This is a genomic window from Brevibacterium sp. JSBI002, assembly GCF_026013965.1.
Lineage (GTDB): Bacteria > Actinomycetota > Actinomycetes > Actinomycetales > Brevibacteriaceae > Brevibacterium.
The window spans coordinates 1,756,956-1,773,789 of record NZ_CP110341.1 but is presented as its reverse complement, the minus strand read 5'-3'; the positions used below and the strand labels follow the sequence as shown (position 1 = coordinate 1,773,789).

The 16,834-nt window shown below is 64.2% G+C and carries 14 protein-coding genes, 1 tRNA gene and 1 other RNA gene; 7 read left to right on the top strand and 9 right to left on the bottom strand.

The window, feature by feature from the left end:
* Positions 1 to 46: 46 nt before the first annotated feature.
* Genes LJ362_RS08155 through LJ362_RS08145 form a run of 3 tightly spaced genes read right to left on the bottom strand, consistent with a single transcriptional unit; the run spans position 47 to position 4,654 of the window.
* Positions 47 to 3,088 carry a bifunctional [glutamine synthetase] adenylyltransferase/[glutamine synthetase]-adenylyl-L-tyrosine phosphorylase gene (locus tag LJ362_RS08155; RefSeq protein ID WP_264801673.1) on the bottom strand — a complete coding sequence of 1,014 codons (3,042 nt, stop codon included), beginning with the start codon at positions 3,086 to 3,088 and terminating at the stop codon, positions 47 to 49.
* The gene (gene glnA, locus LJ362_RS08150; protein WP_264801672.1) at positions 3,088 to 4,446 is read right to left on the bottom strand and encodes a type I glutamate--ammonia ligase; all 1,359 of its coding nucleotides are present in this window, start codon (positions 4,444 to 4,446) and stop codon (positions 3,088 to 3,090) included. Before glnA ends, LJ362_RS08155 begins: the two co-directional genes overlap by 1 nt.
* Before the next feature lie 4 nt (positions 4,447 to 4,450).
* Positions 4,451 to 4,654, bottom strand: a complete 204-nt coding sequence (locus tag LJ362_RS08145; protein WP_062242447.1) for a hypothetical protein — start codon at positions 4,652 to 4,654, stop codon at positions 4,451 to 4,453.
* A 319-nt stretch (positions 4,655 to 4,973) separates the two neighbouring features.
* Between LJ362_RS08145 and ald the strand changes: the two genes are divergently transcribed.
* Positions 4,974 to 6,092, top strand: a complete 1,119-nt coding sequence (gene ald, locus LJ362_RS08140; protein WP_264801671.1) for an alanine dehydrogenase — start codon at positions 4,974 to 4,976, stop codon at positions 6,090 to 6,092.
* 77 nt (positions 6,093 to 6,169) lie between these two features.
* On the opposite strand, the gene LJ362_RS08135 is transcribed toward ald, so the two are convergent.
* The gene (locus tag LJ362_RS08135; protein ID WP_264801670.1) at positions 6,170 to 6,895 is read right to left on the bottom strand and encodes a FadR/GntR family transcriptional regulator; all 726 of its coding nucleotides are present in this window, start codon (positions 6,893 to 6,895) and stop codon (positions 6,170 to 6,172) included.
* Between the two features lie 125 nt (positions 6,896 to 7,020).
* Between LJ362_RS08135 and map the strand changes: the two genes are divergently transcribed.
* Positions 7,021 to 7,929 (top strand): type I methionyl aminopeptidase, encoded by a 909-nt coding sequence (map, locus tag LJ362_RS08130; protein ID WP_264801669.1) that lies wholly within the window; start codon positions 7,021 to 7,023, stop codon positions 7,927 to 7,929.
* A gap of 1 nt (position 7,930) precedes the next feature.
* Complete coding sequence (gene ppgK / locus LJ362_RS08125; protein ID WP_264801667.1) at positions 7,931 to 8,764, top strand: polyphosphate--glucose phosphotransferase; 834 nt, start codon at positions 7,931 to 7,933, stop codon at positions 8,762 to 8,764.
* Positions 8,765 to 8,791: 27 nt separating this feature from the next.
* Here ppgK and rnpB read toward each other — a convergent pair.
* Positions 8,792 to 9,160: RNase P RNA component class A (rnpB, locus tag LJ362_RS08120), an RNA gene on the bottom strand.
* 141 nt (positions 9,161 to 9,301) lie between these two features.
* Between rnpB and LJ362_RS08115 the strand changes: the two genes are divergently transcribed.
* On the top strand, positions 9,302 to 10,078 hold the full coding sequence (locus LJ362_RS08115; protein ID WP_264801665.1) for a YaaA family protein: 777 nt from the start codon (positions 9,302 to 9,304) through the stop codon (positions 10,076 to 10,078).
* A 57-nt stretch (positions 10,079 to 10,135) separates the two neighbouring features.
* Here LJ362_RS08115 and LJ362_RS08110 read toward each other — a convergent pair whose 3' ends face one another.
* Together LJ362_RS08110 and LJ362_RS08105 are read right to left on the bottom strand one after the other, a co-directional pair.
* Complete coding sequence (locus LJ362_RS08110; protein WP_264801664.1) at positions 10,136 to 10,864, bottom strand: zinc ribbon domain-containing protein; 729 nt, start codon at positions 10,862 to 10,864, stop codon at positions 10,136 to 10,138.
* Positions 10,865 to 10,878: 14 nt separating this feature from the next.
* Positions 10,879 to 11,733 carry a Nif3-like dinuclear metal center hexameric protein gene (locus tag LJ362_RS08105; protein WP_264801663.1) on the bottom strand — a complete coding sequence of 285 codons (855 nt, stop codon included), beginning with the start codon at positions 11,731 to 11,733 and terminating at the stop codon, positions 10,879 to 10,881.
* A gap of 118 nt (positions 11,734 to 11,851) precedes the next feature.
* Here LJ362_RS08105 and LJ362_RS08100 point away from each other — a divergent pair, with 118 nt between their 5' ends.
* Positions 11,852 to 13,393 carry a fatty acyl-CoA synthetase gene (locus LJ362_RS08100; protein ID WP_264801662.1) on the top strand — a complete coding sequence of 514 codons (1,542 nt, stop codon included), beginning with the start codon at positions 11,852 to 11,854 and terminating at the stop codon, positions 13,391 to 13,393.
* Between the two features lie 14 nt (positions 13,394 to 13,407).
* Here LJ362_RS08100 and LJ362_RS08095 read toward each other — a convergent pair whose 3' ends face one another.
* On the bottom strand, positions 13,408 to 14,298 hold the full coding sequence (locus LJ362_RS08095; RefSeq protein ID WP_264801661.1) for a radical SAM protein: 891 nt from the start codon (positions 14,296 to 14,298) through the stop codon (positions 13,408 to 13,410).
* Between the two features lie 260 nt (positions 14,299 to 14,558).
* On the opposite strand from LJ362_RS08095, the gene LJ362_RS08090 reads away from it, so the two are divergent.
* On the top strand, positions 14,559 to 16,025 hold the full coding sequence (locus LJ362_RS08090; protein ID WP_264801659.1) for a uracil-xanthine permease family protein: 1,467 nt from the start codon (positions 14,559 to 14,561) through the stop codon (positions 16,023 to 16,025).
* A gap of 117 nt (positions 16,026 to 16,142) precedes the next feature.
* Here LJ362_RS08090 and LJ362_RS08085 read toward each other — a convergent pair.
* A tRNA-Pro gene (locus LJ362_RS08085) sits at positions 16,143 to 16,219 on the bottom strand.
* 82 nt (positions 16,220 to 16,301) lie between these two features.
* On the opposite strand from LJ362_RS08085, the gene LJ362_RS08080 reads away from it, so the two are divergent.
* Positions 16,302 to 16,787 (top strand): TetR family transcriptional regulator, encoded by a 486-nt coding sequence (locus LJ362_RS08080; RefSeq protein ID WP_264801658.1) that lies wholly within the window; start codon positions 16,302 to 16,304, stop codon positions 16,785 to 16,787.
* The last annotated feature ends 47 nt before the right edge of the window (positions 16,788 to 16,834 follow it).

Genomic DNA, 16,834 nt, shown 5'->3' with positions numbered 1-16,834 from the left:
CCGGGAGCGGCAGATCGCACGTAGGCGGACTGCCGCACCTGGAGAATCAGAAGTCGTAGAAGCGGTATTCCATCACTGAACGTGCGTGCCTGGTGGTGCGCAGATAGTCGTCTTCGAGGTCATGGCCCGCCCCAGCCGGATAACCGAGCAGGCGGGCTGTGGCCTCGAGCTCGGTATGATCGGCCGGCAGCGACTCGGCGGTGCGCCCACGGAAGAGCATCACGGCCGAACGCACATCGGTGGCCAGCTGCCAGGCAGCAGCCAGCTGCTCGGCGTCCTCGGTCGGCAGCAGACCCCCGTCAGCGGCCACGTCGAGGGCCGTCAGCGTCGAGGTCGTGCGCAGCCCTTCCACCTGATGCCCGTGCTGGAGCTGCAGAAGCTGAACGGTCCATTCGACATCGGAGAGGCTTCCCCGGCCGAGCTTGAGATGTCGTCGCTTATCGGCATTGCGCGGCAGTCGCTCGTCTTCCATTCGCGCCTTGAGAGTGCGCACCTGCGTCAGTGCCTTCTGCGGCATCTCCGACGGATAGCGCAGCGGATCGATGAGCGCCAGGTAGTCGGCGATGAGGCCGTCATCGCCTGCCACCGGCCTGGCCCGCAGCAACGCCTGCGCCTCCCACGGTTGGGACCACTTTGCGTAATAGGCCTGGTAAGACGAGAAGCTGCGCACCAAGGGGCCGTTCTTGCCCTCCGGACGCAGATCAGCATCGAGATCGACCCCTTGAGCGCCTTCGCTGGCCTTGAGACGAGTCGACAGCTGGAGGGCCACCTTCGTCACGTGCTTGCCCAGCCTTCCGCGCGCCTCGGCGTCGAGGTCGTCTGACACGGGACGGTAGACGAACATCGCATCGGCGTCCGAGAAGTAGCCGATCTCCCGTCCGCCCCACCGACCCATGGCGATGATTGCGAATTCGTAGTCCGGGGTCTCGGGCCCGTCGAGGTCTGCTCGGACCGCCTGCAGGGCACCTCTGATCGCCAGGTCCATGAGATCGGAGAGATCACCGGGTATGGCGACTCGGTCCCCGACCCCGAGGACGTCGCGCAACGCGATCCGCAGAAGTTCACGGCTGTAGGTCTCACGGATCGGAGTCACCGCCTCGGCGCCATGGCGCTTGAGCAGTCCATCGACCTCAGCATTGAGAATCGCCAGGTCACGGGCCTCGAGGTTCTCGTGGCGGTCCAACCAGGCGACAGCGGCGGGCTGGCGCAGCAGAAGTTCCGTCGCATATCCGGACAGGGAGAGCACTTCGGCCACAGATTTGGCCGCCAGACCGGAGTCGCGGAGCATCTTGAGGAACCAGCCGGAGGAGGACAGCGATTCGCTCAGCCGGCGGAAGGCCAGCAGTGCTCGGTCGGGCTCGACTCCATCGGAGAACCAATCGAGCAGGGCCGGAAGCACCTGCTTGATGACCATGGCAGTGCGAGACATCCCAGTCGTCAGCGCCTTGATATGACCCAAAGCTCCTTGTGGGTCCACGTACCCGAACGCCTGGAGACGATCGGCGGCAGCCTGCAGGCTCGACCCCCGCTTCTGTGCATCGACGACGGCGCCGTGGACGCCGACAGCCGCCTCGAGGATGGGCCGATAGAAGATCTGTTCGTGGAGGCGGGTGACCTGTTTGGCATAGTCGCGGCGGGCCTCTTCGAGGCGATCCCCGGTTCGAGATCCGGACCGGAAGACGGAACGAGCCAACGTTCGCAGCTTGGCTTCATCATCGGGAATGAGCGCATTGCGCATCATCCTCGGGATCTGCACTCGGTGTTCGACGACACGCATGAACCGGTATGCAGTGGAGAAAACGGAGGCGTCCTGCTGCCCGATATAGCCATGTTCTCCGAGTTCACCGAGGGCGACGAGCGTATTCGGGGTGCGGATGTCCTCATCATTGCGTCCATGGACGAGCTGGAGCATCTGTGCGGAGAATTCGACATCACGCAAACCGCCGCGACCCAGTTTGATCTGACGCGGGGCTTCGACCGCCGGGATGAGGTCGACGACGCGCCGACGCATCGCACGGATCCCGTCGATGAAGCCGGGACGGCTGGCCGCCTGCCAGACCAAGGGCAGGAGCGACTGGGAGAACGCCTCCCCCACTGCGACATCGCCGGCAACCGGTCGGGCCTTGAGGAGGGCCTGGAATTCCCAGTTCTCCGCGATATCGGCGTAATAGTGCTCGAACTCCGACAGCGTACGCACGAGCGCACCGGCTTTGCCTTCGGGGCGCAGCGCCGTATCGACTTCCCACAGTGCAGGCTCACCACCGGCATCGGAGAGGATGCCGCGCATGCGTTGGGCGAGGTCGGTGGCCAGGCTCCTGGCCCCTTCGGTCTCGGCGGAATCGAGAACGAAGACGACATCGACATCGGAGACGTAGTTGAGTTCTCGTGCTCCGGTCTTACCCAAAGCGATGACCGCCAGACGGACGTCGGCCGCCTCGTCGAGTTCGGCTCGTGCGATGGCCAGCGCCGCGTCGAGGGCAGCGGCGGCCAGGTCGGAGAGGACTGCCATGACATGGTCGACGATTTCGTCAGGAGACTCCGCCGCCAGATCATCGGCGACGAGGCGAAGCACCGCATCCCGGTAGTTCCTTCGCAGCGCCTTGACCCCGTCATCTCCGGTCACAGTCGCGCGCGGAGCCGGGTCCTCGGGGTCCGCACCGAGGACCGTGAGCATCTCTGCTCGCAGGGATACCGCCGAGGCGGCAGGCGTGGAGATCAGCAGGAACGGGTCGGGAACGAGCAGCAGCGGCAGGGAGTCGGGATGCCGGACCAGATGGTCGACCATCGCCTCCGAGGTGCCGACGACCGCGAGGAGCCGGGCCAGGAGGGGCCGGTTGAGTTCGTCCTCGGCCAGCTCGCTCTTCGATCCGGTCCGCACTGCGTCCAGCAGGGCCGCGGAACCCTCCCCTGCGGCCTCGATCACGCGCAGCAGACCCAGCGCCGCTCCATGCGGATCCGGGGTTGCCATGAGGAGATCAACGAACCGCGAATCAGTGGCCAGAGGGACGCCGAGGAGCTCATCGAGCTCATGGAGGAACCGAGAGGTGGCCTCCGGCACGCTGGTCGTGCGTGAGGTGATAGCGGCCATCACATCGAGGTGAAGTGCTTCGCGAGCTCATATGGAGTCACCTGCGCGCGGTAATCGGCCCATTCCTGCCGTTTGTTGCGCAGAAAGAAGTCGAACACCTCTTCGCCCAGGGTCTCGGCGACGAGATCCGATCCCTCCATCAGCTCCAGGGCATGAGACAGACTGCGCGGCAGCGCTTCGATCCCCATCGCCCGACGTTCGGTGGAAGAGAGCAGCCAGACGTTGTCCTCGGCCTCTTCGGGCAGTTCGTAGCCCTCTTCGATCCCTTTCAGTCCCGCTGCGAGCATGAGCGCATACGACAGGTACGGGTTGGCGGAGGAATCCAGCGCACGGTACTCGACACGAGCGGACGAGGACTTTCCGGAGTTGTACTGCGGGACCCGTACGAGAGCAGAACGGTTGCGGTGGCCCCACGAGATGTACGACGGAGCTTCATGGCCGGTCCATAGACGTTTATAGGAGTTCACGTGCTGGTTGGTCACTGCCGAAATCTCGGCGGCGTGGGTGAGCAGTCCGGCGATGAACTGTCGGCCGGTCTTCGACAGCTGATATTCGGCCCCCGGTTCGAAGAAGGCATTGTTCTCGCCCTCGAACAGGGAGACATGCGTGTGCATCCCGTTGCCTGGCTGATCGGCCATCGGCTTGGGCATGAACGAAGCGTAGACGCCTTGGGAGATCGCGACCTCTTTGATGACCGACCGAAACGTCATGACGTTGTCGGCCATTGTCAGCGCGTCGGCGTAGCGCAGGTCGATCTCGTTCTGACCAGGTCCGGCCTCATGGTGGGAGAATTCCACCGACAGTCCCATGGCTTCGAGCATGGTGACTGCTTCGCGGCGGAAGTCATTGGCCGTTCCCCCGTTGACATGGTCGAAGTAGCCTGCTGTGTCGACCGGCATCGGCGCTGTGCCGTCGCTGATCCCGGTCACAGGGTCGAGATTGTCGGTCTTGAAGAGGTAGAACTCGATCTCAGGATGCACATAGAAGGTGAAGCCGCGTTCGGCGGCTTTGGCCAGAGTGCGTTTGAGGACGTTGCGCGGATCGGCCGGCGCTGGGTCTCCCCCGGGCACATGGATATCGCAGAACATCCTCCCAGTCGGTTCGATCTCTCCGCGCCAGGGCAGCAGAGAGAACGTCGAGGGGTCGGGTTTGAGCACCATATCGGCCTCGAACACCCGGGACAGCCCTTCGACTGCCGAGCCGTCGAATCCGATGCCTTCGGAGAAGGCGCCTTCGAGTTCGGCGGGGACGATGGCCACGGACTTCAGCTGTCCCAGGACATCAGTGAACCAGAGTCGGATGAATCGCACTTCACGATCCTCGACGGTCCTGAGAACGAATTCCTCCTGACGCGACATCTATTCAGCCGTTCCACTTCTCGTCGTCTTCGTCCCACTGCTGATTGCGTTCACGTGCCTTCTCCAGGGCGGCGCGGGCGACCTCCTCGGTCTCGTAGGGCCCCATGCGGTGGGTCCAGTCGCTGACCAGGCCCTTTTCCACGGTGTTCGTCTCGAGGTTGAAGTAGTACTTCGAGTTCGGGTCGTCGATATCTTCGTAGAGTCCCATGGCGAGCCTTCTCTCCTCTGCGGGGTTCTGCATTGACGCTTTCAGCTTACCGTTTCAAGTCGCGAACTGACGGAATGTGTCGCTTATGCGTTGGAAGCGCCCTATCTGCATCTTTGGTGCAGTCTGAGCCCGACTGGAATCATGTTTTCCGCGATATCTGGCACCCAGACGCACTGATTTCGCATCATTGGTGACGAAAACAGATTTAAAGGTTTGCTCTCCAAACCTTCTAAGGAATAGAGTTGTCATCATGGACGACCGACGGAGAAGTCGGCCGCCTCCGCCCCTGCGGCACACGATCAGGAGAGAAGGACACACCATGCGCATTTCAGTGCCCACCGAGGTCAAGAACAATGAGTTCCGAGTCGCCATCACCGCTGCCGGCGTCCATGAACTCGTCGCCCACGGCCATGAGGTCACCGTGCAGGCAGGAGCCGGTGAGGGCTCTTTCATCGCCGATGCCGAATACGAGGCTGCCGGAGCGAAGATCGCCCCTGACGCCGCCACCACGTGGGCCGCCGGCGACCTCGTGCTCAAGGTCAAGGAGCCGATCGCCCAGGAGTACGGCTTCCTGCGCACGGATCTCGTCCTGTTCACCTACCTCCACCTCGCCGCGGATGAGGCGCTCACCACGGCGCTCATGGAGGCCGGCACCACCGCCATCGCCTATGAGACCGTCCAGCCCGACGGCGGCGGACTGCCGCTGCTGGCTCCGATGAGCGAGATCGCCGGACGCCTGTCGACTCAGGTCGGCGCTCACAGCCTGCTCAAGGCCAACGGCGGCCGCGGGATCCTGTTGTCCGGTGTCCCCGGGGTCGAGCGGGCGAATGTCGTCGTCATCGGTGCCGGTGTGGCTGGGACGAATGCCGCCCGGATGGCTTTGGGCCTCGGAGCGACCGTCGAGGTCATCGACATCAACATTCCGCGTCTGCGGCAGATCGATGAGACCTTCGCAGGTGCCATCGGCACGAAGGTGTCGAACAAGTACGAGATCACGAAGTCGCTGGCCACCGCCGACCTCGTCATCGGTTCGGTGCTCATCCCGGGCAAGAAGGCGCCGAAGCTCGTCACCGACGAGATGGTCGCTGGGATGAAGCCGGGATCGGTGCTCGTCGATATCGCCATCGACCAGGGCGGTTGCTTCGAGAATTCTCATCCGACGACTCACGACGATCCGACGTTCACCGTCCATAACTCGGTCTACTACTGCGTGGCGAACATGCCGGGTGCGGTGCCGAACACAGCCACTGCGGCGCTGACGAATGCGACTCTGCCCTTTGCTGTGAAGGTCGCTAACCAGGGGTGGCACAAGGCACTGTCGAACGATTCGGCTCTGGCCCGTGGTCTCAACATCCACAACGGGCACGTCACGAACGACAACGTCGCCGAGGCATTCGGCTTCGAAGCAGTGTCCGTGGCCCACGCCCTAGCCAACTGAAAAACCCCTATTACTACCTGACGGCGGCCCAGCAACCTGGCGCGAGGTTGCTGGGCCGCCGTCAGGTAGTAATTGGGTTAGGGGCGGGGGACGATGGTCGTGTACCTGAAGTGCTCTTCGCAGAGCCTTCCCGCCGCTGCGGCGTCTCCGGCGGCGATCGCCTCGACGATCGCAGCGTGGTCGTCCACAGCGTGGTCGAAGAGCTCTGGAGAGAACGGGTCGTGACGGAAACCGGCGTTGATCTTCGTATCGAGGTCGATGGCCATGCGCACGAGTTCCGGGTTGTGCCCGGCACGGGCGATGGCGAAATGGAACTGCGCGTCCGCCGTGCGCGCGGCGGCCGCCTCGGCGCGTTGCGAATAGACCTCGGCCAGTTCCCGGAGCTCGCTCAGCTCCTCCTCGGTGCGTCGCAGTGCGGCTGTCGCCGCTAGAGAATTCTGGAAGACGGCGCGGGCGTCGAGCAGGTTCCGCCGTTCGGCATGGAATTCGTCGATTCTGCCGGCCATGGGAGCCAGCGCCTCGGGGCGGGCGGTCTTGACGAACGTCCCTCCCCCGCGTCCACGGCGGCGCTCGACGACTCCGAGACGCTCTAACCGCAGCAGAGCTGCGCGCACGCTGGAACGGGACACCTGCAGATCCGCGGCCAACGTGCGTTCACCCGGCAGCAGGGTGCCTTCCGGCAGCGCTCCGACGGCGATTCCGGAGAGGATATGGTCGGCGATCTGCTGCGGCGCGCTCGTCAGGCTCACCACTTCGCCCAGTCCAGCGAACTCGTGGCCCGCCGATGTCGTGTCGTCGCTCAATCTGCCTCCCGCTTCCTTGGCACGGCTGCTTCCGATTCTAGACTCCACCGGCACCGCACCGCGGCATCGACAGGCGACCGGGCAGCGGGACAAAGCCGCGTTTCCAGCATAGGATCGACACCATCATGACTGTTCACACTCGCCTGCTCACGCCCGGCACCATTTCGCCCGAACGCGGTGTGCCGAAGGACATCCCCCGCCCGGAGTACGTCGGTCGCGCCGACGCCGATGAAGGTCGGGGAAACAATTTCTACAGCCCCGAGGAGGTCGAGGTGGTCCGGGCGGCCGGTCGGATCGCGGCCAATGCCCTGGCTGCCGTCGGCGAGATGATCGTCCCCGGCATCACGACCGACGACATCGACAGGGTGGCGCACGAGTTCATGTGCGATCACGGAGCGTACCCGTCGACGCTGAGCTATCGCGGTTTCCCGAAATCCGTGTGCACCTCCGTCAACGAGGTGATCTGCCACGGCATCCCCGATTCGACCGTCATCGAAGGCGGCGACATCGTCAATGTCGATATCACCGCCTACTACCAGGGCATGCACGGAGACACGAACTACACATTCACCGCCGGAGACGCCGATGAGGAGTCCCGTCTGCTCATCGAACGCACCTACGAGTCGATGATGCGAGGAATCAAGGCGGTCAAGCCGGGGCGTCAGATCAACGTCATCGGACGGGTGATCGAGAAGTACGCGAAGCGCTTCGACTATGGAGTCGTGCGCGACTACAGCGGGCACGGCGTCGGACGCGAATTCCACTCCGGGCTCATCATCCCGCACTATGACGCGGCTCCCGCCCACGCGGAGACGATGGAACCGGGAATGATCTTCACGATCGAACCGATGCTCAACCTCGGCACGATCGACTGGGACGTCTGGGATGATTCGTGGACCGTGGTGACGAAGGATCGCAAGCGCTCCGCTCAGTTCGAGCATACGCTGGTGGTGACCGAATCCGGTGCCGATATCCTGACTCTGCCCGATGCCGACACCGCGATTGCCGCCGGACCCGCACATGAGGAGAGCTGAGTTGAGCGCGGAGACCTCACCACGCTTTGCGATCGGAATCGACATCGGCGGCACCGGGATCAAAGCGGCACTCGTCGACACGGTGACGGGCAAGCTGCCGTTCAAGAGGCTGCGCGAGCTCACTCCGAAGCCGAGCACCCCGGATGCCGTGGCTGCGACGATCGCCACGGTGTTGGATGCGCTGAGCGAACGTGCCGTCGAACTCGAACTCGTCGCCGACCGTGCCGCTATCGACTCCCTTCCGGTCGGCTGCGGATTCCCCGGCGTCATCCGCGAAGGACTCGTCGAATACACGGCGAACCTCGACCAGAGTTGGGTCGGTTCGCCCATCGCCGACATCATCGGCGAGAGCACGGGCCGCACCGTGTACTTCCTCAACGACGCCGATGCCGCCGGACTGGCCGAGATGACCTTCGGTGCCGGACGCAAGCACCGGAAGAAGACGGTGCTGCTGACGACGTTGGGCACGGGAATCGGAACCGCACTGTTCACTCAGGGCCGGCTGGTTCCGTACACCGAGCTCGGCCATATCGAGATGAACGGCGCCGATGCCGAGACACAGGCAGCGGAATCGGTCAGGACCAGGCTGGGACTGACATATCCGGAATGGTCGGCGCGGCTGCAGCAGTACTATGCCCAGATTGAACTGCTGGTCGCGCCCGACGTCATCATCGTCGGCGGTGGCGTCTCGAAGTCCCATGACCAGTTCCTGCCGCTCATCAGGACGCGGGCGAAACTCAAGGCGGCGAAGCTGTACAACAACGCCGGAATCGTGGGAGCCGCGATGATCGCAGTCAACGACGGAAAGGCGAAGGTCCGTCGCAGTCCGTCTTGAGAGGACACAGCCGAAGACGCTGAGAATGAGGACAGGCCACCGATAAGCCGGGTTCTGTCGACGAGTCAGTTGCCCTTCTCGCCTGACGGTCATCTATCTGGGACCGATGTTGCCACCGGCCTCAAGCAATCCACCCGACGACTCGGCGAGCAGCCTCGAACGTCGTCTGTCTGATCTTGCTCCGGATGGGGTTTACCCAGCAGCGACGGTCACCCGCCGCACTGGTGGTCTCTTACACCACCGTTTCACCCTTACCCAGTCGGAACTGGGCGGTCTGCTTTCTGTTGCACTGGCCCGCGGGTCGCCCCGGGTGGGTGTTACCCACCATCCCTGCTCTGTGGAGCCCGGACGTTCCTCAGCCCTCACGAAGAGAGCCGCGACCGTCTGGTGACCTGTCCTCAAGCATCCCAGTGTAGTCGCTCCGCGACTCCCCCACGCACACGGCACCCACACGCAGCGGAGGCCGGAGACCGAACGTGATCAACCTCATCCGCACCCGGTCCCAGCCGCGTCACTGCGTGATCATACGATGGGGTGGTGAAGATCCTCCTGCCGCCCTCCGAGGGCAAGACTCCGTCGCCGACCGGTCCCACGCTCGATCTCGACGGTCTCTCGGCTCCGGAACTCACCACGAAGCGCAAGCGTGTGCTCGCTGCGCTGAAGAAGGTCTCGAAACGCCGAGATGCCCTCGAGAAGCTCGGCGTCGGCGCGTCGCTCGCCGCGGACGTCGAACGGAATACCGTCCTCGATGAGATCCCCTGTGCCCCCGCGCTGCTCACCTATTCCGGTGTGCTCTATGAGGCGATGGGCGCTGGCGAGCTGGTGGCGCAGTCGAACGATGACGAAAAGCTGCGGGACCGCCTCCACGACGTCCACGTATTCTCCGCCCTGTTCGGCCGGGTGCACGGACTCGATGAGATCCCTGCTTACCGACTGGCGATGAAGACCGATCTGGGGACCTTGGGAAAGCTGACATCCTATTGGAAGCCGGTTCTGGCGAAGTCCTGCTCCCTCGACCCCGCCGAGGTGGCCCTCGACTGCCGCTCGAGCGATTACCGGTCCGTGTGGCCGGGTCCCACCGATCAGGTCGTCACCATGGGCGCGGTGTCCGTCAGCGGCGGGAAACGTCGCGTCGTCTCCCACTGGGCGAAGTTCTATCGAGGCGAGTTCGCCGGTCGGCTGCTCTCCGATGATCGGGCCCTGCCGGAGACGGCTGAAGACCTTGTGTCCCGGGCCGAGCAGTTCTATGAGGTTGAATTCACAGCCTCGACGAACTCGAAACCGGCGAACCTCATGATCGTCATCCGCGACTGAGAGGCTCGTCAACAGCGACTCTGTCCTTCAACGTCGACGAGATCAGCCGGGACAGGATCAGCTGCGACGCAGCAGCACTGCCTCGCATTCTTCGCATTCATAGGTTTCGTTGGCATCGGCGCCGAGCATTCCGTGCCAGACCGCTCCGCCGATCTCCTGCCCGCACGCCTGACAGTTCGGACCATTGAGCAGGGCGGCTCCGGGACCGCCCTGCCGGACATTGGCATCGAATGTCGTGAGCAGCTGCTGCGGCAACTCGCTCCTCGCGCCCGACGCCGCTGCCTCGTTCTCGGCAATGAGTTCCCGCAGTTCCGACTTCCTGTCCTTCACCGCAGTCTGCACCTCTTTGCCGGAGGCCGTGACTTCGGCGATTCGGTCATCGACTGCCGCGAGTTCGTCTTCAGCGGCTTCGAGCTTCTCCATCTCCTCCAGCTGCGATTCTTCGAGTTCGGCGACCCGAGCTTTGTGACCGGCGATCTCCTCTTGCAGATTCACCATATCTCTGCTGGTCAGACCGGTACCGTCGTTGAGCTCGGCGGTCTTTTTCTCGATCTTCGATCGCTGTGCTTCGATGAGTCCGGCGGCTTCGGTGATGGCGTCCTGATGGCCGTCGACGACATCGGCGGCCTCGGTCCGCTTCGCTCCGAGCTCCTTGTGCCGGGAGATGAGCTCCTGCAGCTCCTCTGCCCTCTTCGGGTTGTCATGTTCGAACTGGAGGGCGCGCCCGTGGGCGGTGAGTTCGATGAGGGTCTGCAGCGCAGTTCTCTGGCTGTCGGTGATGAGCATCGTCGGTCTCCTTGTCAGTACCGTTCGACCCAGGGGTCGGTGTTGACCGCCGAGTGCTGCAGCGAGACAGTGAACCCGCGCCGCGCGAATTCGGTCTCGAGTGCCTCGGCCGCCGCATTCAGCCAGACTGTCTCAGACGCCCAGTGGGAGACGTCGATGAGCGAGAGTCCGCGCTCTCGACGATTCGCCGCGTCAAGCGCCTCGGTGGCCGGGTGATGGCGGAGGTCGGCGGTGACGTAGACGTCGGCGCCGCTGGCCCGGACCTCGTCGAACAGCGAGTCGCCGGCGCCGCCGCAGACCGCGACACGGGTCGCTGTCGCAGCGGGATCGCCGGCGATGCGCACACCGGTCGTGGTGCGCGGCAGCTGCGCGGCCAGTCGCCTGGCAAGGTCCCGGACCGGTGTGGGCCGGTCAAGGTCGCCGACGCGGCCGATCCCGGTCGGCAGCGAGCCGCGTCCCGAATCATCAGCCTCGTCATGCGGGGACAGTGGCTGCGCGCTCTCGATCCCCAAGAGTGAGATGAGCACATCGGAGACTCCCCCGCGGGCCGAATCGGCGTTCGTGTGCGCATTGAACAGCGCAATATCGTTGCTGATGAGAGTGTGGACGGCTCCACCCTTCAAGGTTGCGGCGTTCACCGACTTCACGGGTTTGAGCATGAGCGGATGATGGTTGAACACCAGATCCGCGCCGAGAACGACGGCCTCGGCGATCACGGCATCCATCGGATCAAGAGCCACGAGGATCGACTGGACCTCGGCGTCGGGGTCGCCGACGGCCAGTCCCACGGAATCCCAGGGTTCGGCCAGGGCCGGGGGCCACAGTGAGTCGAACACCTCTACGCAGTCACTCACCTTCGGATGTCTCATGCCCCCACACTATTACATCCGAACCGGGACACATCGCCGGCACCGTGGGACCGAGGACCCTGGCCAGCGATCGGCGGACGATTTTCGCCGAACGTGATCTGGCTCATATATTTGGATCATGACAACTACACTCGCCTCCTCCGAATCACCCGTCATCAGAACCTCGTCCACGGTCTCTGATCTCATCCGACGCAGCGCCGGCCGTTTCCCCACCGATACAGCCATCGAATTCGGCGACCGAACCTGGACCTATGCAGAACTCGACTCTGCCGTGACCGCAGTGGCCCGCGAACTGGTTCGTCTCGGCGTGACCAAGGGCGACCGTGTCGCCGCCTATGGGAAGAACTCCGACGTCTTCGTCCTCCTCTATCTCGGCTGCGCCCGTGCCGGGTTCATCCACGTGCCGGTCAATTATCAGCTGAAGAGCGACGAACTCGACTACATCCTCAGCAACTCCGGTGCCGAGATCGTCTTCGCCGACTCCGACCTCAAGTCCGCCGTCACCTCAACCCCGACCGGAGCCGAGGCGCAGGTGATCGACTTCGCCGATCTCGTTCCGGTCGCCACCGCGGAGGACATCGCCCCTGCCGGCAGCGCAGAATTCTCCGTCGACGACACGGACGTGGCACAGCTGCTCTACACCTCCGGCACCACCTCGGCGCCGAAAGGTGCGGTGATGTCCCATCGTGCCCTTCTGCACGAGTACCTGTCGTCGCTGATGTCCCTCGACTTCGCCGCGACCGATCGCGCGGTCCATGCCCTGCCGCTCTATCACTCTGCGCAGATGCACGTCTTCCTGCTGCCGCTTCTGTCGATCGGCGCGCACAACATCATCGTCCCCGCGCCCGTGCCCGAGCAGCTGCTCGCCATCTTCGAGGAACGGGAGGTCAATTCGTTCTTCGCCGCCCCCACTGTCTGGGTGGCATTGGCCAACAGCCCCGACCTCGAAACACGCAACCTCGACAGCCTCCACAAGGCCTACTACGGTGCTTCGATTATGCCCGGACCGATCCTCGAGCGCCTGCGCCAACGGCTTCCGCAGCTGGGCTTCTACAACTGCTTCGGCCAGTCGGAGCTCGGCCCGCTGTGCACTGTGCTGCGCCCCGAGGAGCACGACGATCACCCGGGTTCGGCCGGTCGCCCGGTGATGTTCGTCGAGACCCGCGTCGTCGACGCCGGCGGTGACGACGTCGGCACCGGCGAGGAGGGCGAGATCCTCTACCGGTCGCCGCAGCTGTGCGAAGGCTACTGGAACCGGCCGGAAGCCACCGCCGAGGCGTTCGACAACGGCTGGTTCCATTCCGGGGACCTCGTCAAGGTCGACGACGAGGGCTTCGTCGAGGTCGTCGACCGAGTCAAGGACGTCATCAACACGGGTGGCGTGCTGGTCGCCAGCCGCCAGGTCGAGGATGCCGTCTTCGAGCTGCCGCAGGTCGCCGAGGTGGCTGTGGTCGGGATTGCCGATGAGAAGTGGATCGAGGCGGTGGCCGCCTTCGTCGTCCTCAAGGACGGACAGCCGCCGCTGTCGGCCGACGATGTCATCGGCCACGTCAAGTCCCGCTTGGCCGGGTTCAAGGTGCCCAAGCGGGTGGAGTTCGTTGCCGAACTGCCGAAGAACTCAGCCGGGAAGATCCTCAAGCGCAGCCTGCGCCAAGCCTGAGGGCACGCGGCCCCTCAGGCGTTGGCGACTTCAGCGGTGCCCGCGCCGCGTCGGCGGATGACGGGATCGGTGTGGGCGGCCGCCTCGGCGGTGGTCTGCCGATCGGAACAGCAGCCGGCTTCCCCACCGCATCCTGCAACGGGTTCCTCTGTCCGGGCCTCCCCGCCCTCCTGGCCGAGGATGGTGAATCCGTTGTCGCGGATCATGGCGAAGTCATCGGCGGCGGCTTGGCCCTCGGCGGTGAGGTAGTCGCCGAGCCCGACGATGAGGCCGCTGCAGGGTGAGAGTCCAGCCGCCTTGGCGTGTTCGACGGTATTCGTCCGGTCCGCGTAGGTGTGGGTCTTCACGATGTTGTCGTGGAAGGATTCCGCGGTGTTGATGTTGTGGTTGTAGGCATCGGCGCCGGCTTCCTTGAGCGCCTCGGCCTGACCTTCCTCGAGGATGCCCAGACACGCACACACCTCGACTTCGGGATTCTCGTCTTTGAGGCGTTCGACGATCTCACCGACGCGGCCCACATCGCGACGGCTCGGCCCACGACCGCTGGCGACGAGGCAGACGCGCGACGCCCCGCCGCCGATGCCCATGCTCGCCTGATCCATGGCCTCGGCGGTGCTCAGCCACGAGTATTTGAGGATCTCGGCCGTCGACCCCAGTGACTGTGAGCAGTAGGTGCAGCTTTCCGGGCACATTCCCGATTTGAGGTTGACGAGATAGTTCAACTTGACCGTCATGCCGAAGTGCTCTCGGCGGAGTCGCGATCCGGCATGGACGAGACCGAACAGCTCCTCATCCGGCGTAGCCAGGAGAGCGAGTGCGTCGGATTCAGTGGCTGCTCCCCCGTTGAGAATGGACTCGGCGAGCCTTTCGGGGTTCACGTTCTGGTCAGGGTTCACAGTCGTCATCGATTGGTCCTTTGTCTCCGTGCGATTGAACAAGGTCGGAATCGATCCAGCCCAGATCCCCTGAACACTGTTCAATACGCTACCAGAATGCTGAACCCGCCTTCCGGAGCAGGGCCCTCAGACACACCCGCCATGCCGGTTCGTCAGCGTTCGAGTCGGCGTGCCGGTGAGCTGGAGCATAGAATTCTTTCGCCGGCCCCGAGCGCTGCCCGATCGCCGGCCAACGACCCAGTACAGGGATGAACGGAACGAGGAGCACAATGGCGGAGTCGGCACCCACGGACACTCGCGAAGGAACAGGCAATCGCCGCGGCTGGCGTCTGCAGGGAAACGGGCGGACGATCGCTCCCGGTGAGAGGGTTCTGCCGGAAGAGCGTCTGAGTTGGCCGCGGACCATCAGCATCGGCGCACAGCACGTCGTGGCGATGTTCGGCGCGACGTTCCTCGTGCCCCTGCTCACCGGGTTCCCACCGTCGACGACGCTGTTCTTCACCGCCATCGGCACGCTGCTGTTCCTGCTCATCACGAAGGGCATGATGCCCTCCTACCTCGCTTCGTCGTTCGGGCTGCTCGCTCCGATCGGGGCGGTCACGGGGTTCTCGGCGACGGCCGGAGAGAACCTCGAACCTCATGCCATGGCGTTGGCTCAAGGTGGAATCATCTCGGTGGGAGTCACCTTGGCGCTCGTCGGGCTCGTGGTCCATTTCGTCGGCGTCCGATGGATCGAAGTGACAATGCCCCCAGTGGTGACCGGGGCCATTGTGGCCCTCATCGGCCTCAACCTGGCTCCGGCCGCCTGGGATTGGGTCAAGGCCGCTCCCCTGACCGCCGTGATCACGATCGTCGCGATTCTGCTGACCACGGTGCTCTTCCGCGGGATGCTCGGCCGACTCTCGATCCTCATCGGCGTCCTGGTCGGCTATGGTGCTGCCTGGCTGCAGGGTGAGCTCGACTTCTCCACCGTCTCGAAAGCCGACTGGGTGGGACTGCCCGCGTTCCATGCACCGGCGTTCGATCTCGGCTACCTCGGCCTGTTCCTGCCCGTCGTCCTCGTCCTCATCGCCGAGAACATCGGCCATGTGAAATCGGTCGCCGCAATGACCGGCCGCGACCTCGATCACCTGACGGGCCGGACACTCTTCGCCGACGGTTTCTCCACCATCCTCGCCGGATCCGGCGGCGGTTCGGGAACGACGACCTATGCCGAGAACATCGGCGTCATGGCAGCCACGCGCATCTTCTCCACTGCCGCCTACCTGTGTGCGGCGATCATCGCCCTCGTCCTCAGCATGCTGCCGAAGTTCGGTGAGATCATCGCAACGATCCCTCCCGGGGTCCTCGGCGGAGCTGCGACCGTGCTGTACGGAATGATCGGCATGCTCGGCGTGCGGATCTGGGTGGAGAACAAGGTCGACTTCTCGAACCCGATCAACCTCAACACTGCCGCGGTCTCGCTCATCGTCGCCATCGCGAACTTCACCTGGACCCCGGGCGGACTGCAGTTCGAAGGCATTGCCCTGGGCACCGCCTCGGCGATCATCGTCTATCAGGTGATGAAGGCGATCGCCCGGTGGCGGGGCACGGATCCCGACATCGTCGCGGAGAACTTCGCCGAGGCGGCCGACCGAACCGACGCGCCGCAGGCTCCTCGACGGGGCCGGGCGACCCGCCCGTTCGCTTCCGACGCGACGGACGGCGCCTCCCAAGAGCCGGGCGCACCCGCCTGAGCACCAGTTGAAACGATGGGGGCGCACTGCCGTTTCGAGCAGCGCGCCCCCATCACAATTCGTACAGAATGCAAAAGTGCCGCAACCTCGCCTGAGCGATGCTGCGGCACTTTCCCTTGGTCGGGATAGCGGGATTCGAACCCACGACCTCCTCGTCCCGAACGAGGCGCGCTACCAAGCTGCGCTATATCCCGTGACCAGGAACTACTATAGCGAGGGGAACGCGTTCTGAAAAATCGGGAAGGGCCGCTGCACGAGAATGAAAGGTATGTCTCATTGGCACTGACAGCCGAAAGCATCACCACCACTGCGTTGAGCATCCTTTCGCAGTACGGTCTGGGCGATCTGTCCATGCGCCGGCTCGCCCGCGAACTCGACGTTCAGCCGTCTGCACTGTACTGGCACGTCAAGGACAAGCAGTCACTGCTCATCCTCATCTCGCGTTCGCTCAAAGCCGAAGTCGATGCCCTCTGTCCTGCCACTGCCGACCCGCTCGCCGCGGCGATGTCTCTGCGCGAGGTGCTGCTGAAATACCGTGATGGAGCAGAGATCGTGCTGCTGGGGTATTCGATCGCTCCGACAGACGTTGCGCCACAGGCACTGGGGGCTGATCGCCTGGGGGCCGAACTCTCGCACGGAATCCTCACCCTCACACTCGGTGCCGTGGCCGTGGAGCAGAATCGCAGGATCTTCGACGTCGACACCGCAGAGGCAGCTGAGAATTTCGCCGCCAATGCGGCACGCCTGCTCCGATCCTCCTGATGGCAGTCCGGACCGACGCACTGACCGGTCCCGCGACCGCCTGCGTT